Source organism: Rhizobium sophorae (genome assembly GCF_013087515.1).
Taxonomy (GTDB): Bacteria; Pseudomonadota; Alphaproteobacteria; order Rhizobiales; family Rhizobiaceae; genus Rhizobium; species Rhizobium sophorae.
The window spans coordinates 142,116-157,755 of the sequence record NZ_JABFCN010000003.1; the positions used below are offsets into that span (position 1 = coordinate 142,116).

15 protein-coding genes and 2 pseudogenes are annotated in these 15,640 nt (G+C 59.2%); 6 read left to right on the plus strand and 11 right to left on the minus strand.

The window, feature by feature from the left end:
- The first annotated feature begins 49 nt into the window (after nt 1-49).
- Both G9X64_RS02625 and G9X64_RS02630 read left to right on the plus strand, forming a co-directional pair.
- Nucleotides 50-1,153, plus strand: coding sequence for a LuxR C-terminal-related transcriptional regulator (locus tag G9X64_RS02625; RefSeq protein ID WP_171375889.1), 1,104 nt, complete (start codon nt 50-52; stop codon nt 1,151-1,153).
- Between the two features lie 1,445 nt (nt 1,154-2,598).
- On the plus strand, nt 2,599-3,081 hold the full coding sequence (locus tag G9X64_RS02630) for a hypothetical protein (RefSeq protein ID WP_168316010.1): 483 nt from the start codon (nt 2,599-2,601) through the stop codon (nt 3,079-3,081).
- A gap of 86 nt (nt 3,082-3,167) precedes the next feature.
- Here G9X64_RS02630 and tnpC read toward each other — a convergent pair.
- The 7 genes and pseudogenes from tnpC to G9X64_RS02660 all read right to left on the minus strand — a co-directional run.
- Nucleotides 3,168-4,013: pseudogene (tnpC, locus tag G9X64_RS02635) on the minus strand (IS66 family transposase); the annotation flags it as partial.
- Between the two features lie 18 nt (nt 4,014-4,031).
- Nucleotides 4,032-4,271: pseudogene (locus G9X64_RS36325) on the minus strand (transposase); the annotation flags it as partial.
- An 81-nt stretch (nt 4,272-4,352) separates the two neighbouring features.
- The gene (locus tag G9X64_RS02640) at nt 4,353-4,613 is read right to left on the minus strand and encodes a hypothetical protein (RefSeq protein WP_168316009.1); all 261 of its coding nucleotides are present in this window, start codon (nt 4,611-4,613) and stop codon (nt 4,353-4,355) included.
- Nucleotides 4,614-4,752: 139 nt separating this feature from the next.
- Nucleotides 4,753-4,983: a hypothetical protein gene (locus G9X64_RS02645; RefSeq protein WP_171375890.1), complete on the minus strand. Its 231-nt coding sequence runs from the start codon at nt 4,981-4,983 to the stop codon at nt 4,753-4,755.
- Between the two features lie 122 nt (nt 4,984-5,105).
- Nucleotides 5,106-5,354 carry a hypothetical protein gene (locus G9X64_RS02650; RefSeq protein WP_168316008.1) on the minus strand — a complete coding sequence of 83 codons (249 nt, stop codon included), beginning with the start codon at nt 5,352-5,354 and terminating at the stop codon, nt 5,106-5,108.
- Between the two features lie 66 nt (nt 5,355-5,420).
- Entirely contained in the window at nt 5,421-5,828 is a 408-nt protein-coding gene (locus tag G9X64_RS02655; protein WP_168316087.1) for a hypothetical protein, read from the minus strand.
- Between the two features lie 125 nt (nt 5,829-5,953).
- Nucleotides 5,954-6,244, minus strand: a complete 291-nt coding sequence (locus G9X64_RS02660) for a hypothetical protein (protein WP_168316007.1) — start codon at nt 6,242-6,244, stop codon at nt 5,954-5,956.
- A 254-nt stretch (nt 6,245-6,498) separates the two neighbouring features.
- Here G9X64_RS02660 and G9X64_RS02665 point away from each other — a divergent pair, with 254 nt between their 5' ends.
- From G9X64_RS02665 to G9X64_RS02680, 4 genes are all read left to right on the plus strand, one after another.
- Nucleotides 6,499-7,221 carry a suppressor of fused domain protein gene (locus G9X64_RS02665; RefSeq protein ID WP_246270871.1) on the plus strand — a complete coding sequence of 241 codons (723 nt, stop codon included), beginning with the start codon at nt 6,499-6,501 and terminating at the stop codon, nt 7,219-7,221.
- Between the two features lie 9 nt (nt 7,222-7,230).
- A complete protein-coding gene (locus G9X64_RS02670) occupies nt 7,231-7,635 on the plus strand; it encodes a DUF5086 family protein (RefSeq protein ID WP_246270872.1) in 405 nt (134 codons plus the stop codon).
- A 66-nt stretch (nt 7,636-7,701) separates the two neighbouring features.
- Nucleotides 7,702-8,064 carry a hypothetical protein gene (locus tag G9X64_RS02675; protein WP_168316006.1) on the plus strand — a complete coding sequence of 121 codons (363 nt, stop codon included), beginning with the start codon at nt 7,702-7,704 and terminating at the stop codon, nt 8,062-8,064.
- 409 nt (nt 8,065-8,473) lie between these two features.
- Entirely contained in the window at nt 8,474-9,661 is a 1,188-nt protein-coding gene (locus G9X64_RS02680) for an aq_1923 C-terminal domain (protein WP_168308287.1), read from the plus strand.
- Between the two features lie 149 nt (nt 9,662-9,810).
- On the opposite strand, the gene G9X64_RS02685 is transcribed toward G9X64_RS02680, so the two are convergent.
- The 4 genes from G9X64_RS02685 to G9X64_RS02700 form a co-directional block, all read right to left on the minus strand.
- Nucleotides 9,811-9,972 carry a hypothetical protein gene (locus G9X64_RS02685; RefSeq protein ID WP_168308288.1) on the minus strand — a complete coding sequence of 54 codons (162 nt, stop codon included), beginning with the start codon at nt 9,970-9,972 and terminating at the stop codon, nt 9,811-9,813.
- Between the two features lie 192 nt (nt 9,973-10,164).
- On the minus strand, nt 10,165-12,030 hold the full coding sequence (gene malQ / locus G9X64_RS02690; protein ID WP_168316004.1) for a 4-alpha-glucanotransferase: 1,866 nt from the start codon (nt 12,028-12,030) through the stop codon (nt 10,165-10,167).
- A gap of 29 nt (nt 12,031-12,059) precedes the next feature.
- Complete coding sequence (gene treZ, locus G9X64_RS02695) at nt 12,060-13,829, minus strand: malto-oligosyltrehalose trehalohydrolase (RefSeq protein WP_168316003.1); 1,770 nt, start codon at nt 13,827-13,829, stop codon at nt 12,060-12,062.
- A 133-nt stretch (nt 13,830-13,962) separates the two neighbouring features.
- Complete coding sequence (locus tag G9X64_RS02700) at nt 13,963-15,639, minus strand: response regulator (protein ID WP_168316002.1); 1,677 nt, start codon at nt 15,637-15,639, stop codon at nt 13,963-13,965.
- Nucleotide 15,640: the final 1 nt, after the last annotated feature.

A 15,640-nucleotide genomic window follows, 5' to 3' on the forward strand; every position in this document is an offset into this window, starting at 1 on the left:
AACGTTATTTAATACAGAAAATACTCGCTATGGGATTTTCAGAGAGATCATGCTCCAGTCAAAAGACGCTTCACCTGAGCTGATAGATTTGATCTATGGAAGTCTATTCGGTGAGTGCAACTGGCAGGATTTTCTGGATCGCGTTGCGCAAACTTCGCCGAATGGAAAGGCTGCCCTCCATTACCACGATCTGGCCTCGCCTGTGGCCTATGTTCCTTACGTATCGGGGTTCTCGAAGACCGAAGTCGACCAGTTCAGCAGCCACTTTGCTGCAGTCAATCCCTGGATTCCGAGATTGAGCTTTGTGCCCGTCGGCCAGGGTGTCTGCGGAGACGAGATCTTTCCACGCGAGGACTTGCTCAAATCGGAATTCTACAATGATTGGCTGAAGGGTCAGGCCCAATGCGAGACGAGCATCGGTGTCTCCATCATTCGGGAGGAAGCCCGCACTTTCGTCCTATCGACCTGCACGTCGTCAGCGGACCCCGATTTCAACAAAGAAGCAGCCGGGCGTTACACGATACTCGCTCCCCATTTGAAAAGGGCTTTCGACTTCATCCGGAAGCGCGATCTACTCGGCCCGCAACGACAGACAACGCAAACCCTGTTTGATAGCATCGGCGTCGGACTGATCTACGTTTCGGAGAAAGGGCGAGCACGCCAATGGAACAAGAGCGCGGACGCCTTATTGGCGGCTGGCTTTCCTGTGCATGTCGCCCCAAGCGGCAAGCTCGAACTTCAATGCGAGAGATCTACTGCCGTTCTCGAATTCCTGACTTCCAGAAAGGGTGTGCAAACAAGGCCGCATACGGCGACTGCAAAGGGGAAGGACAAGGCTAGTTATCGCATCACACTCCTCCGGCTCCAGTCGGATGCATTCACTGAGTTCTTGGAGGGGCCGACCGTGGCCGTCATTGTCGAGCCGCTGGTGGCCACGCCGCTCAATGAGCGGCGAGACTTCTTAATGGAAGCCTACAAACTGACCGCGACGGAGATCCGGATCGCATCAAGCATCGCCTCCGGTCATTCTCCAAAAGAAGTGGCCATAGCCGATCACATCAGCTACGAAACGGTCAGAACCCACCTCAGAAACATCTATTCCAAGCTCGGGGTAAACTCCCGGGCTGGTTTGGTCGCGCTGCTCATGCGCTGACGACAGTGTTGCAATTCGTCCCTACCGCCCGCTTGACTAGCAAGCCTCTGCATATCGAGAACAGGTTCCGAGAGCAAAGACGCCCAACACTCGGACAAGAAATCCGGCAACCTTGTCTCCTTGCGTCGGAAAACCGTAACCGATGTTCCGCTCCCACGTTGTGCGCGCCGCCCTGATCTGTGATCGGCTTTCCATCGACGAACAAAAGGAGTGGACGCTCGCCCGTGATGACCCAGCACCTGTATGGTTCTCTGCTTGATCCTTGCGTCGGGCTCCCGGACCACAACGGCTTTTGCCGAGGACGGTATCGTATTGCATCTCGGCAAAAGACAGTCCGGCGCTGCACATACCCGTCGGAGACCAGGACGCGGCGCAGAAGGTTTGATTTCACTTCCACGCAGCGGGGGAGTATCCTGATAGGGCCAATGTTCGACCCGCCTTCCCATGTGCCTCCACGCATCACGGTGATGGCCCTTCAGGCGCAGGCTGGTAGCAAAAACAACTAATCGAGGTATCGGAAAAAATCGCGCGTTCTTGGTAATCAGTGCGCAACCTCCCGGCGTTTTTCGAGGGGCCGCCTCTAAGGTGGTATGCTATGACACTTGCCACATCAACAGTATCCCTGATCATACTTGGGGCGATCTCTGTCTCCACTATCGTTCGAACCGACGCCCATGAAGCGAAGAGCGGCTGGACCTACCCTCCGGCGTGCTGCAAGGCTCAGGGTTTGCTTGGAGATTGTGAGTCCATTCCCACTCAGGGCATCAGTCGAGGGCCTCGCGGCTTTTCCGTCTTTCTGCATGCGGGCGACCACCACCTCGTGACAAAACCACACCTGTTCTTCATTCCGTATGGGGACGAAATCCCCTCCGGCGATGGGCGGTATCATATCTGCCTTCATCCCACGGAAGACGACGTGAACTGTTTCTTCTCGCCGCCTGACAGTACCTAACCACCTTTGAAGCTGCCGTCCCTTCGTAGCGGCGTCCTCGAAACCGCATAAAGCATAGTGGTCAAGGTGCGGGAGGGACTGCGCTTACTGATGACCGACCGTGGGGCGATGGCGCTCCACTAGGTGTCGCCTTCACCTCTCGACAAAAGCTTCACCAGGGAGGTTCTGACTGGAGACGGCAACATTGATAAAACCTCCCTGGTGTCCTTTTAACAAGGATCAGGAAAATCTAAGCTGGATCGCGCCGAGGGGAAGACGGACCTAAGTCGGACTGGCGACCCCAGAACCCGCTTCTCAGTAAGCGCTGGTTTCTTCGCACATTGACCAAGCGCGGTAGGCCGTTCAGAAAGCTACCGCTGCGACATCGGTGGCAACACTGCGCCAAGAGCAGTCGCACAGCGAGAGTCCCATCAGCGGCCACGATGCCCCGTTGCGGACAACTCCTAACGCGACTATCCAGATGATCTCCTTTGAGGTGACGAGGGTCGTTTGAATGGACAGTCAGGAGTCGGCGGTCGCAAAACTGGATGCCTGCCGCCACATATTCCTTGCCAAACTCGGGACCGGGCCTTCGCTCGACCTTCGTATTTTTGTTGTGGAAGGGCGCGTCCAAGATGAACTTGCTTCGGTTGGGGCCGGTGACAGAGACTTGGACGCGATTTTTGCGGAGGCGCATCCTATCATGACAAAGGAAGGATACGACGCCTTTACAATCATATTTGAAAGTTACGTTTGCTTTTCGGTTAGGAACGAGACTTACGCAATTCCCGAAGATGATGAGGATTATTCGCGCCGCTTACGTACGCACGAACAATCCGCCTTTTTGGATTTTGTGTCGAAGGGCACTTGGGCGTCGTCGGACCATCCAGGACCATTCGTGCATTATGCAGTGATTTGCGAGGATCATGTAATTGATGTTGCGTGCAATTCCGAGCCGATAATCGAGCATCGAATTGTAACAGCCCATGATTTGTGAGCTCGTATTGAGAAAGGGCAACGATGGCCTCCCACCCAAGGCGAACCTCACCATCCTAGAGGTCCGCGACGGGCCGCAAGCAGACTTCAGTCGCTTGTTCGTCTTGCGAAGTTCCACGGCATAAGCTCATTCACCCGGCTCTGTTTGTGGCCATAGACAATGGATGTGAGCGTGGCGGTCAGATACGCAAATGGATCGACGCCATTGACCTTACAAGTTTCGATGAGCGAGGCGATGGTCGCCCAGTTCTCCGCCCCCGCGTCGTGTCCGGCGAAGAGAGCATTCTTGCGACTGATGGTTCGCTCTACGGTGTTGTTGTCGATCTCGATGCGTCCGTCGGTCAGGAAGATACAAAGGCCGTCCCAGTATTTCGCGATATAGGCAAGCGCTTCGCCGAGCGGCGACTTACAAGCGACGCGGGCGCGATGATGCGTCAGCCAGGTCCGCATGTCGGCGGTCAATGGCGCTGACCGTCCCTGCCTCCCAGCGAGACGATCGTCGGCGTCGAGACCGCGCAGCTCCGCCTCGATACGATAGAGTTCGCCGATCCGACTCACACCTTCCTCGGCAATCGGCGCTGATCCGTTGCGGGTGATCTCGACCAGCTTGCGCCGAGTATGGGCCCAACAATAGGCGAGCCGGATGTCAGGCCCGGCACGATCCGGTGCGATCAGCCGGTTGTATCCGGCGTAACCGTCCACCTGGAGGACGCCCTTGAATCCTTGCAATATCCGCTCAGCATGTTGCCCGCCACGACCAGGAGCATAGGTAAAGGCGACGCCAGGCGGCGCACCTCCGCCCCACGGGCGGTCGTCACGGGCTAGGGCCCAGAAGTATCCGGTCTTGGTTTTACGGGAGCCGGGATCAAGCACCGGCGCACGGGTCTCGTCCATGAATAGCTTGGTTGAACGCTTCAGGTCGGCAATCAACGCGGCTGCAAACTCCAACGGGTCTTCGGGAGCGGGCAGAATCAATTTGCCCTGCCGCGCCATCGTTCTCCAAGTGGACAGGTGGTTCGGCTTCAACCCATACCGCTCGGCGACCTCATTCACCATCGCACCCGGGCGCAGGCTCTCCGAAACGATCTGCGCCTTGAACTCGTCCGGCCAGTGCCGGTGAACCTCACGTCCAGACTTCCTGGTCGTGAGAACCTCCAATGTAGTCTCCATGGAGAAACTCCCGTTGCTCATCCACGGAATCCGATCACAGATTATGACGTCCGGGACAATGTGGGAGCGGGACACCGGTTACGGAAAACCAACGCTATCCCACTAATCGTAGAGCTCGCCGTGACCAATCTGCTCCCGAGCAGGCGCATCGCTGATCGAGGGGTCGTCGGCCGGATCGGGATCTCTCTTGTTGGAATCGCTCAGAAACTGCGCGGCCTTCAGGAGCGCCGCGGTTATCTCCTCGGTGCCCCAACCGGCTTCATTGGCGGCTGCAATCAGCCTTTCCAAAGCGTTGCGCGCGACCGCGGTCGCCTCTTCGAAGCGCGGTGCGGGAGATTCGGTCTTCGGCGGTGGAAAGGTCATCGGCGTTCCCTCCATGTCTCTGGCTGCTGGAGGATGAACGCAGGCCGCGGGAAATGGATGCACGATCATTCCGATTTAACAAGCGGCGACCCTATACGCACGCACGGGACCGACAACGGTCAGCGACGACTTTTCCGCCTCAGATGACCGTCTGCAATAGAAACGGAGAGCGCTCCAGCGGACGCTGGGCGAGGATCCTCAGCATCGCGGGACCTTGTATGCCGGAAGTCGTGGACGAGCGGCCGTCGTGATAGACCACCGTCATGACGCGGCTCAGACTATCGTATCTGATCGCTGCGATCGTCCGGGTGTGAACCGGAAAGATGAATTCATGGGGTTGAGATTCCTCCCCCGCGGTTTTCAAGGTCATTGCGATGCCCCAACGAAAAAGCAATTTTGGCTCGACCCTGCTGGTCTAAGCCTAACAGCGCCTAACAAGCACAGATTGCTGCGCCGGTCGCGTGACAACAGCGTGACACGCAGAATCAGCCGTCAATGCAATGTCCGACGGATCCCGTGGGCGAGAGCGGTCTGCGGCCAGCATTCGACCGTGCGCGCCAGCGATCGAACGGCTTCGTCCACGTTGAAAACCACGTCCCCAAGTCGCTCGATCTCATAATCGAGCTCGTAGACCTCGACTTCGTCGAGACCGTCACTCTGGAGCAATCGCCTCATTGCATCGATAAGGCGCTCGGTTTGCCCAACGATATCAAGAGCACTGCGTATGATGATGTCGAACATGCCGACCCCTCGCTTCGATAACGAAGCGTCGGCCATAATCGCGATGCTGACAATCCTGAAATCTTGTCAGACGCGCTCGCGGATCGTGTCGTAGAAATCCCTCAACTCACGCAGTGCGGGTTGAGGCCGATGACGCGGCAGAGCGGCTCGACGAACGGCGAATGCAAGCGCGCCGGTGACCGCCGCGACTAGCAGGAGCGTCGAGGCGGGGTAGAGCTTCACCGTTGCCTCCGTCTGACGCATGGCTTTCCCGGCGTTTCCCTTTGCCGATCGGGCGGCATCGAGGACCTGTTGCTGGAGCGCGCCGATCTGCTTTCGCAGCGCGCCAAGCTCTTCGCCCAGGTCATGATCAGGCTGCCGGGGAACGCCGACGGAGGCCGTATTCGTATCGATGATGGCTTTCGGAACGGGCTGGCCGATCTTGGCTCCCTTGGGGTCGAGGGTCGTCGTCTCAGTGCTCTTGCGGCGCGGCATGATCATTTCTCCTTCCTAAAGCTTGATGCCGAAAGGTATAAGCGGTCTTTAGCCGACATCATGTAACTATCTAATGTAGAACAAGATTCAGATTTTAGGGCGGCCGGGCCTAAAATTATACTGTTCTAGTCGTCGTCGAGCGAGAAGACGGGCCGGTAGTGACGCGCGGCGATCAGCAAGCTCCGGTCGGGCCGAATGATGTAGATCTCCTCGACCTCGCGTCCCCACTGATCTGTGAAGGTGTGGGGGAAGGAGGAGCCCACCGGCGATTTCGTCAACTTCGTGCGAGGCTGGCCATTATACGTGATGCTGCCGGGAATGGGCGCCAGTCCTGCCGACGAATAACTGCCTGCGCTGGTCGTGCAGCCTGTCAGCACAAGCGCAAAAACCAGCCCAAATCCTATGCTCCGCTTCATCGATCCCTCCAGCTGCCTCGTCTTCACGCGACACTCGCTTTTATTGTCAATGTAACAGGAGACGACAGACATTGTTCCAGAATTTGGCCGGAGACATCGGTGCAGGCGAGACCTCGGCCCGAAACCGGAACGACCGCGCCATTGCGTCGCTCGGTCGGAGCGCACGCAGTCGTCTATCCCCTCACGTTGACGTTGAATTTTTCAGAGGCCGGTGGCATTAAAAGTCCATTCAAAGCGTGGTTGTGCTTCAAAAAATGATCCCCTTTCTCAGAGCATGCAGTCGAAGGCGTTTTCTTGCCATGACTTTGGCCTGTAGTGCCGCGCCGGCCCGGTCTGCCACGTCTGCATGGAATGGAGAGATGGTGACGATGCCAGGAGCAGAAACGACATCCTTCAATGCACACCGTCGCGCCGTTTATGAGAATGAATTGGACGAACCGGAATACTCCTTCGCAGACAACCGATCGGACGGTATTGAAATTCATGCGTTCGGACGCGACTTCGCGCCGGTCGGTACGGACGAAGGTTACGTGCTCCTGACCAACGGCATGCGCGATCGGCGCATGACGCTGCCGGCCTCGCACCTGGAAAAGGGCGAGAAGCCCAGAGCCGAACTGATGTGGTACGTGCGGGAGCCGACGCCCGAAAATATCGTCAATCTGCGCTGGCTCGCCGAACTTCCATTCATGGACGCGACCTGGTTCGGTTTCGGCCATCGGGTGCCGATGCCGACCCCACCGGTCGAGGGATGCGATTTCAGGACATTTCTCTTTCTCACGCCGATCATAGAAACTGACCAGCGCATCGCGGAAGCACTTATGATCGAGAATGATCCGGTCGAGATCCTCACGGTGAATTTGATTTCCGATGCGGAGTACCGCTTCATCAAGGAGAAGGGACTGAACCCTTTTCTCGACATGCTGGACGAAGAGGATTATCTGCCGATATTCGACCCGAAGCGAAAATCCTACCTATAGCGATGGCACATGCGAGTAAGTCCTGAAGCTATCCTTCTGGCCATCGCGACCATTTTAGGCGCACCGGTCTTCGCGCGTGCCGAAGCGGTGAAACCACCTGATGTTTCCACCGTCATTCTCTCCGTCTCACTGCGGACCGTTCGCTGGGCCACCGTCCACAAACATCCGGAGCCCGCCGATCACGATCTTTACTACCATGTCGAGGTGATCGAGAAGGAGCGAGCTTCGCCGCCATGGCAATTCAAACGGCTTGCTGCACATGTTGTCGTAACGGCGGACGCTTTGGACAGGAGCCGCGTGCTTCGAAAGGCCAAGACCTATTTTTACAAGGACATCGAATTCCGGATCGCCTACCGAGCCTGGCGCGCACCCCCCCATGCAGCAGGCCGGTGTTTGCCGCACGACAATTCTTGAATGCGTTGGCGCCGCAGATAATATGCGCCCGTAATAGTCAGAGTGTGAACAAAAGGAAGTTCGGCGATGCTAGCAAGACCAGCCGGATATGCGGGGGCCGCAATCGCGGCTCTGTGGGCGGCGCGCCAGATGGGCCGACATTATTCCTTCGCCGAACCGTTTGGTCCTGAGCTCATGAATGTTGCGAGAAATCTCGGCATTTTCATTGTGCCGGCGCTGGTTCTGCTCCTGGCGGGGCCCTTCAGGATGTGGTTCGACAGATTTGCGCCGCTATACCCCTTGGTGCTCGGAGCCGGTATCCTCAACATCTATGTGCAGGACGATGCGCTGGCTGCCGGTCTGCCGCTGATTGTGCTCGTCTACCCCTTCCTGGTGATTTTTGCGCTTGCCTATTTGTTGCGCGGGCGAGTGTCGGAAATGCGCAATTGAATCCGACAGCGCCGCGCTTTTTCCGATGCGTAAAGGAGGCTGTAGCACTTTGAATGGTCGCATAATTTTGTCCTAATCGATGCCGATTTAGGGAATTATGCAGGAGGCGAGTGACTCTTATCCCGGCGTCCGAAGTTCGAAGGGTTGCAAGAATCGAAGAAATACACTTTTTGTGTAATGGATGAGTCGCAACGCTACCTCTGCTAGAGAAAATACTACCGCCCATCGCCGGCGGAAGCCAAGCGTTCCGGCTGATCCTGATCTCACCGCCCCCAAGTTAGCTGACCGGATGAAGGCCGTGATATCGAGCGGCGCTCTTCGTGGACCGCCCTTGCGGCCTGAGAGCGGAAGTCGGCCCGTCTGGGAATTTCGAAATCTTCGCATGCATTTTCCACATAAGGACATCTCCATGAAGCATATGCGTAATCTGCGCCTGATGATGGCAAGCACCGCGTTCCTGACGCTGGCCGGCCCGGCGCTTTCCCTTGATGGCACGGACATGATGAAGAAGCTCAATGCCGCAACCAGTGCCGGCGGTACGGTCATCACCTTCGAAAAGGCGGAAGCCGATGGCGACACGGTAACGGCTACGGGTGTCCAGGTGGGATCTTCGAGCCTGCCCGGCGACACTTTAAAGATCGGCGACCTCACCTTCGAGGGCGTCGAGGAAATCGAAGGCGGTGGCTATCACGCCAAGACCGTCTCCTTCCCGGATATCGATATCAGCCAGGAGGAAGGACGCTTTTCCGCAAACGAGATCCAGATCACAGGCCTCACGATTCCCGCCAACGCAACGGGCGATACGCTGAACGACATCCTCCTCTATGAAACCGTCAGCACCGGGCCGATCGCTCTCAACATCAAGGGCAAGGACGTGCTCGCGATCGAGAGCATCGAGTCGAACCTCGGACGCCAGGATGGCGGCTTTACTTATGACGCCAATGTCGCTGGTCTCAAGGCCGATCTGTCGCAGGTCGAGGATGCGAATGCGAAGGACGCCATAGAGAAACTGGGCCTGACGACGCTGGACGGCACGGTGACAATGAAGGGCATCTGGGAAATCGAAAGCGGCAAGGTCGCTGTCGATGAATACGCTTTCGACTTCAAGAATATCGGCCGGCTGAATTTCGCCGTGGACTTCTCCGGTTACACGTTGGGCTTCATCAAGTCGCTGCAGGAGGCGGTGAAGACCGCCGAGGCCAATCCGAACAAGGAAGAGGCCAATCAGGCCGCCGGCCTTGCAATGCTGGGGCTGATGCAGCAGCTGACGATCAACAGCGCCTCGATCCGCTTCGACGATGCCTCGATCACCAAGAAGGCACTCGACTATGCCGGCTCGCAGCAGGGCGTGACGGGCGACCAGCTGGCGCAATCACTGAAAGGTCTCGTGCCGATGATGATGGCGCAGCTCAACATGCCCGAGCTGCAAAACCAGGTGGCGGCTGCCGTCAACACCTATCTCGACGGACCGAAAAGCTTGACGATCAGTGCCGCGCCGGAAAAACCGGTTCCCGTCCCGATGATCATCGGCGCGGCCATGGGTGCACCGAACACCATTCCTTCGGTGCTCGGCGTCAAGGTCACGGCGAACGACTGACTATTCGCAGAGGCGTTTCACCAACGCTGGGTGCCGGAGGCGGGTTTACCGACCTGCCTCAGGATCCCCTTCTCTGGGAAAGCAGAGTAACGACGAAAGGTGTCCACCACCTCGAGGAGAAGTAGGAAGCGGTTTTCCCGCAAATTGCTCTAGAACTCGTCGCTGCGACGCTTCACGGCGTGCTTCAACGCCACCATATGCCTTCGCCGCTCCAGCAGATAATCGGCATATCCGACGCAGATGAACAGCAATGTCGGACCGGCGTAGATGATGATCAGAGCCAATGCGATAAGGATGAATGCGCTCGTCATGGTCTTTTTTCCATCAATATAGTCGCCGCATCCGACGCGGCGAAAGCGGACGGGTCCTCATCTCGGCAATGCCTGTCCCTATTCCTTCAAAATTCGCCGGCTTCCTATTCGTTCCCTGCGCGAAGCCATTTCCATATGCGCGGCAGGCTCGATCGAACGACTATGACGAAGCTGACGGCCCGCCAGCCTTAATCACTCCCGCGGCCTCTCCTCCCGCATTGCCGCCGTCACGCTCTTCAGCAGCGGGCTCGACATCAGATCCGCGAGCAAAACCGATAGCTTCGGCTTCCAGTTCGGATAGCTGTTGCTGGTGCCTGGCACATTGGTCGGTCGTTTCTCGTCGGTGAGATCGGCGAGACGGACCGCGGCGAGAAGCGAAGGAGTCCTGGCGATGAAGCGATAGGCGCTGACGGTCAATTCCCTGAGTGTGTCCTCGCTTGCCCGCGCTTGGGAAAGCCTGGCCGGCAGGTCGAGGCCGGCAGCCTTTAGCGCCGCTTTCAGGTTCCTCCGTTCGCGCTTGCGGTCTTCGAGATGTTTCTCGGTGAGATCGGGCGGCACGATGCCATGGTCGCACCGGGCCCGAATGTCGGCACCGCGCCACCAGCCGGCAAGGGTCTGGTGGTCGTGTGTCGAAATGCAGGCCAAAGCCAGGACGGGATAGACGTCCGCCGGCTTGAAGCCCTTCTCGTCCTGTTCATAGGAAAGGATGCGATAGGAGAGAATCTGGGCCGCCGCCAGATCGTCTTGCAATCCTTTGGGGATCAGTCCTAGATCTTCTCCGATAACGAGGCACCGATGCTCGGCGGACACTTCTGCGAGGATCTGCAGAAGCCGATCCTGGGGATAGCGGACATAGGCGCCGCCGTCCGGCCTGCTGCCCAATGGCACCAGGAAGAGGCGGCGAAGTGCTGCGGCGTGGTCGATGCGGATGGCGCCCGCATATCGCATGGCAGCGCTGACCATGCGCCGGAAAGGCGACATTTCTCCTGCGGCAATCGCGGAAGGCAGGTATCCGGCAAGGTGCCAGTCCTGCCCTTCCACGGCGAATGGATCGGGTGGGCTGCCGATGGTGGCCTTGGCGACATAGGTATCCGGCTCGCTCCATGTGGCCGAGCCGTCGACCGCCTCCCCGACGGCAAGATCGAGATAGAGCCCGATCCGCAGGCCTGCCTTCCGCGCCCGGTCCGCCGCCTGCATCAACTGCCGGTGAGCAAGCCATTGCAGCCACATGTGGAAACGAACATCGTCCGCGTGTCCCCGCTCGAATTCGGTGACGACGGCGCTGTCGAAGCGCCGGAAATCGGCCGGCCACCATTGCCAGCCGGCGCCCGCACCGCGCTCGACCATGGAAAACGAGAGACATTCGAAAAGTGCGTGCAGTCGCAGGCTGTCACCGCCTTGCGTGATGAAGGCGTCGAAATCGGCCGGATCATATGCGTCGTCGATCACGCTGCGCTGCCGCCAGGCTGGCCAGAGATCGCGCAGGGCCCTCAGCTTGATCTGTGCGACGCCGGCGTAGTCGACGAGATCGGTTTGGCGAAGGCTTGCCAGTTGCCGTTCGAGTTCGGGACTGCAGGCAAAACCCGGCAACCGGTCGACCGCGATATAGAGCGGGTTGAGATGCTGGCGGCTCGAGGGCTCATAGGGGCTGCAACGGTCGGGATCGGCGAGAAATGGCGCGTGAAGCGGGGTGAGGCCGATGAAATCGGCACCCAGCGACCCCGCGAGATCCGCCATATCGGACAGATCCTCGAAATCTCCTATGCCCCAGTTGCGTGCCGAACGAAGCTCATAAAGCTGCAGACTCACGCCCCAGACGCGCGTGCGGGAAAGGAAATCCGGCAGAAATGACCGGGCTATCTTCTTAGCCGCCGACTTGGGTTCCAACCGCGGCGTGCCGTTCTCGGGATCGGCCGTTCCCGGCAAGTCGATCTTCAGAGCCGAGAGGATCTTGCGTTTGGTCTCGCCTGATATCGCCACCTCCCGATTGTCGGGACTGGGCCTGGTCAGGCTGATGCCGTGCCGGCGGGCGAGCTTGTCGAGCTCAGCAGATTTCATCGTTCGATCGCCTTCCTGTCAGCACGCCGTCACGCCTCGCTGATCTTCCAGATCACCGTCCAGGGCGCGAGATTGCCGCCGTCGCTGCCGCCGAGACGGTAGATCGTCTCGACGTCGTCCTGCTGCGAGATAAGCGGCGCCACCTCGGAGCCGAGGTTGGCATGCAGATGAAGACGCCGGTGTTGCGCCAGGGTCCAATCCACCGCGAGCGCGCTTCCCGCCGAGCGATAGACCGCGCTTCCGGCGCCGGCACCCTTCAGCAAAGGCACGATCCTTCGGTGTCGGAGGTCGAGAAGCGTTCTGTAAAAGCCAAGGACCTCGGAAGAGGCGAGCTTCGACCAGTCCAGCTTGGCGGCGGCGAAGGTCGATGGTGCCGTCGGGTCGAGAAGGTCGTCGGCGTCGAAGCCCGGCAGACGGGAAAGCTCCTCGCGACGGCCTTTCCTGACCTTCTCGTTCAGATCCTCGTCGAAATCGCAGAAGAAGGGGAAAGGCTCTTTGGCGCCCCATTCCTCCCCCATGAACAGCATCGGAATCTCCGGCGCCAGCAGGTAGATGGCGGCGACGGCCTTGACAACATCAGCTGGGCTAGAAGCCAGAACCCGGTCCCCCAGCGCCCGATTGCCGATCTGGTCATGGTTCTGGATGAAGGAAATGAAAGCGGTGGGCGGCAAGTGGACGCTCGGCCTGCCGCGGCTTCCGCCGCGGTAGGGCATGTGCTCCCCCTGAAACACGAAGCCTTCCGCCAGCGCTCGGCCGAGCTTGCCGGCGTCACCGGCGTAATCGGCATAATAGCCGAAGGTTTCGCCGGTGGCAGTGATATGCAGCACATGGTGGACATCGTCGTTCCACTGGGCGGTGAACAGTCTCACTTCCCCGTCTTCGTCACGCTCCAACAACTCGCTGTCGTTTTCCTCGTTTTCGACGATCAGGTGCACATGCCGGTCGCCGGCGGCGGCCCTGACGCGGCGGACAAGCGCATGGAGCAGATGCTCGGCGCTGTCGTCCTTGATGGCGTGGACGGCATCGAAGCGGAAACCGTCGAGCCTGAACTCGGTGAACCAGTAGATGGCGTTCTCGATGATGAACTCACGGATCATCTCAGATCCGTCGCCATCGTAATTGATGCCGTTGCCCCAGGGCGTCTTGTGATGGTCGGTAAAGAGCGGCGCATAGGAGGGGATATAGTTCCCGTCAGGCCCGAAGTGATTGTAGACCACGTCCAGGAAAACCGAGATGCCGCGCTGGTGCGCTGCGTCCACCAGCGCCATGAAATCTTCCGGCCGGCCGTAGCTGCTGTCCGGAGCATAGGGAAGCACGCCATCATAACCCCAGCTGTAACGGCCGGGAAATTCACTCAGCGGCATGATCTGCAGTGCCGTAACGCCCAGCGCCTGCAGATGGTCGAGCCGCTCGATCGCGGCCGTGAAAGTACCCTCCGGCGTGAAGCAGCCGATATGCATCTCGTAGATGACCATCTCTTCCCAAGGCCGACCCGTCCAGTCACTCGTCTTCCAGCGATAGAAGGAAAGGTCGACCACTTCGCTCGGCCCATGCACATCCTGTGGCTGGAACCGCGAGGCGGGATCGGGAACTTCGGAACCGTCCGGCAGGACAAAGCGATAAAGCGTACCGGCACGGGCTTGCGCGACCGTGCAGCGGTGCCAACCGTCCCCAGCCGCCTGCATTGGGCGCAGGCCAGCACCTTCCAGCTTCAGAGACACGCTTTCATGCAAGGGAGCCCAGAGGCGAAACAGAATGCCCTCTTCGGTGAATGCGGGGCCGAAAGTCATTTTGGTCAAGGGAAAGCCTTCGATGAAATTGGGATGCGATTTGGGTAACTTTTGCGGGAGCAAAAAGTTTCGTCCGCAAGCGGACGCACGAAAGCGGCCGCTGTCACCAGGATGGCCGCTCGGCATGTTTACGCTTTGATCGTCAGGCCGCCGCGACTTTGCCCGAGAGCGCCTGATCCATGGCCGCCTGAAGCTGTTCCTGCGTGAATGGCTTCTTCATCCGCAGCATCCGGCCGAGGCCGTGATCTTCGGAAAACTCGGCATAGCCCGAGGCAAGGATGATGGGCAGGCCTGGAAAGGAAGAGCGAAGGTGACGCGCAAGCTCGGCGCCCGTCATGCCCGGCATGGCATGATCGGTGATGACGAGATCGCAACCCTGCCCATCGGCAAAGAACTCCAAAGCCTGGGAAGCGGAAGACGCTTCCTGCGGCAAGTGCCCGAGATCCTCCAGCATCGCCACGGTTCCCGTCCTGACAAGGGCATCGTCGTCGACGACCAGAATGGCAAGCGGCCGCGACGCCGGTTTCAAAGGCTCCGTCGCCGGAGGCTCAACGGGAGGCTGCACCTTGACGAATGTCTCGGCAACGGGAAGCCACAGGGAAACGGTCGTGCCCTTGCCCCTGACGCTCGATATCTGGATAGAGCCGCCGGATTGCGCCGCCAGACCATGAACCATGGACAGCCCTAGACCGGTACCCTTGCCGACCCCCTTGGTGGTGAAAAACGGTTCGGCGGCACGCGAGACCGTTGCCTCGTCCATACCCTCGCCATCGTCCGACACCGATATCCTGATGTAATTTCCGCCCGCGAGGCCGGCCGGCCGGGCTTCTTCGGCAGCCGCCGCGGCAACCGTCACCGCTCCGCCGCTTTCGAGCGCATCGCGGGCATTGACGAACAGGTTGAGCAGCGCCAATTCCAGCTGGTTGCTGTCGACCAGGAGGGGTGCCAGATCCACCGGGATGCTTTTACGGATTTCGATGCGCGGCCCCACCGCCTTGGCGAGAAGATCTTCGACATTTTCAAACAGCCTGAAGAAGTCGACCGCCTGCGGCTTGAGCTCCTGGCGGCGAGCGAAGGCAAGCAGGCGCTGGGTCAGCGCGGTACCGCGCTCGGCCGCCTGGATCGCGTTCGTCACCAGCCGCTCACTGCGTTCATCGGCCGGAAGCCGCTTCTTCAGAAGGTTCAGGCTGCCGAGAACCGCCATCAGGAGGTTGTTGAAGTCGTGGGCGACGCCACCCGTCAGGTGGCCGATCGTGTCGAGCTTCTGCGCCTCGAACAGCTGTGCGAGCGCCTCTTCGCGCTCCCGCGTCCTTTGATCAATTCGGTGCTCGAGTTCCTCGTTGAGCTCACGCAACTGCGCTGCCGACGCCTCGAGCTCAGCGGTGCGCTGGCGAACGCGCGCCTCCAGCTCAACGTTCAGGCGTTCGAGCTCCCGCGTCTTTCTGTAGAGATCGGCAAAGACCCGCACCTTGGCTCTCAGCACCTCGGGGACGATCGGGACGGAGACGTAGTCGACGGCGCCCACCGCATAACCGCGCAGCCGGTCCGGTTCCGCCAGCATCACGGCGGAAACGAAGATGATCGGCGTGTTCTGATAGCGCGGATGCTGCCGGATCATGCTGACGAGTTCGAACCCATCCTGTTCGGGCATGCAGACATCGACGAGGATTACCGCGATTTCGGTGCGCAACAAATGTTCGAAGGCTTCGCGAGCGGATTGCGCCTTGATAAGGTTCTCTTCGAGCTCTTCGAGAATGACCTCGTAACTCAGGAGTTTTGCCGGTTGGTCGTCGACGAGGAGGATGTTGACGGGGTTCATG

Excerpts from the sequence above, each read along its gene's own strand:
- G9X64_RS02625 (WP_171375889.1), top strand. The coding sequence starts at position 50 with ATGCTCCAGTCAAAAGACGCTTCACCTGAGCTGATAGATTTGATCTAT.
- G9X64_RS02630 (WP_168316010.1), top strand. The coding sequence starts at position 2,599 with ATGGACAGTCAGGAGTCGGCGGTCGCAAAACTGGATGCCTGCCGCCAC.
- G9X64_RS02640 (WP_168316009.1), bottom strand. The coding sequence starts at position 4,613 with ATGACCTTTCCACCGCCGAAGACCGAATCTCCCGCACCGCGCTTCGAA.
- G9X64_RS02645 (WP_171375890.1), bottom strand. The coding sequence starts at position 4,983 with ATGACCTTGAAAACCGCGGGGGAGGAATCTCAACCCCATGAATTCATC.
- G9X64_RS02650 (WP_168316008.1), bottom strand. The coding sequence starts at position 5,354 with ATGTTCGACATCATCATACGCAGTGCTCTTGATATCGTTGGGCAAACC.
- G9X64_RS02655 (WP_168316087.1), bottom strand. The coding sequence starts at position 5,828 with ATGCCGCGCCGCAAGAGCACTGAGACGACGACCCTCGACCCCAAGGGA.
- G9X64_RS02660 (WP_168316007.1), bottom strand. The coding sequence starts at position 6,244 with ATGAAGCGGAGCATAGGATTTGGGCTGGTTTTTGCGCTTGTGCTGACA.
- G9X64_RS02665 (WP_246270871.1), top strand. The coding sequence starts at position 6,499 with ATGATCCCCTTTCTCAGAGCATGCAGTCGAAGGCGTTTTCTTGCCATG.
- G9X64_RS02670 (WP_246270872.1), top strand. The coding sequence starts at position 7,231 with ATGCGAGTAAGTCCTGAAGCTATCCTTCTGGCCATCGCGACCATTTTA.
- G9X64_RS02675 (WP_168316006.1), top strand. The coding sequence starts at position 7,702 with ATGCTAGCAAGACCAGCCGGATATGCGGGGGCCGCAATCGCGGCTCTG.
- G9X64_RS02680 (WP_168308287.1), top strand. The coding sequence starts at position 8,474 with ATGAAGCATATGCGTAATCTGCGCCTGATGATGGCAAGCACCGCGTTC.
- G9X64_RS02685 (WP_168308288.1), bottom strand. The coding sequence starts at position 9,972 with ATGACGAGCGCATTCATCCTTATCGCATTGGCTCTGATCATCATCTAC.
- malQ (WP_168316004.1), bottom strand. The coding sequence starts at position 12,030 with ATGAAATCTGCTGAGCTCGACAAGCTCGCCCGCCGGCACGGCATCAGC.
- G9X64_RS02700 (WP_168316002.1), bottom strand. The coding sequence starts at position 15,639 with ATGAACCCCGTCAACATCCTCCTCGTCGACGACCAACCGGCAAAACTC.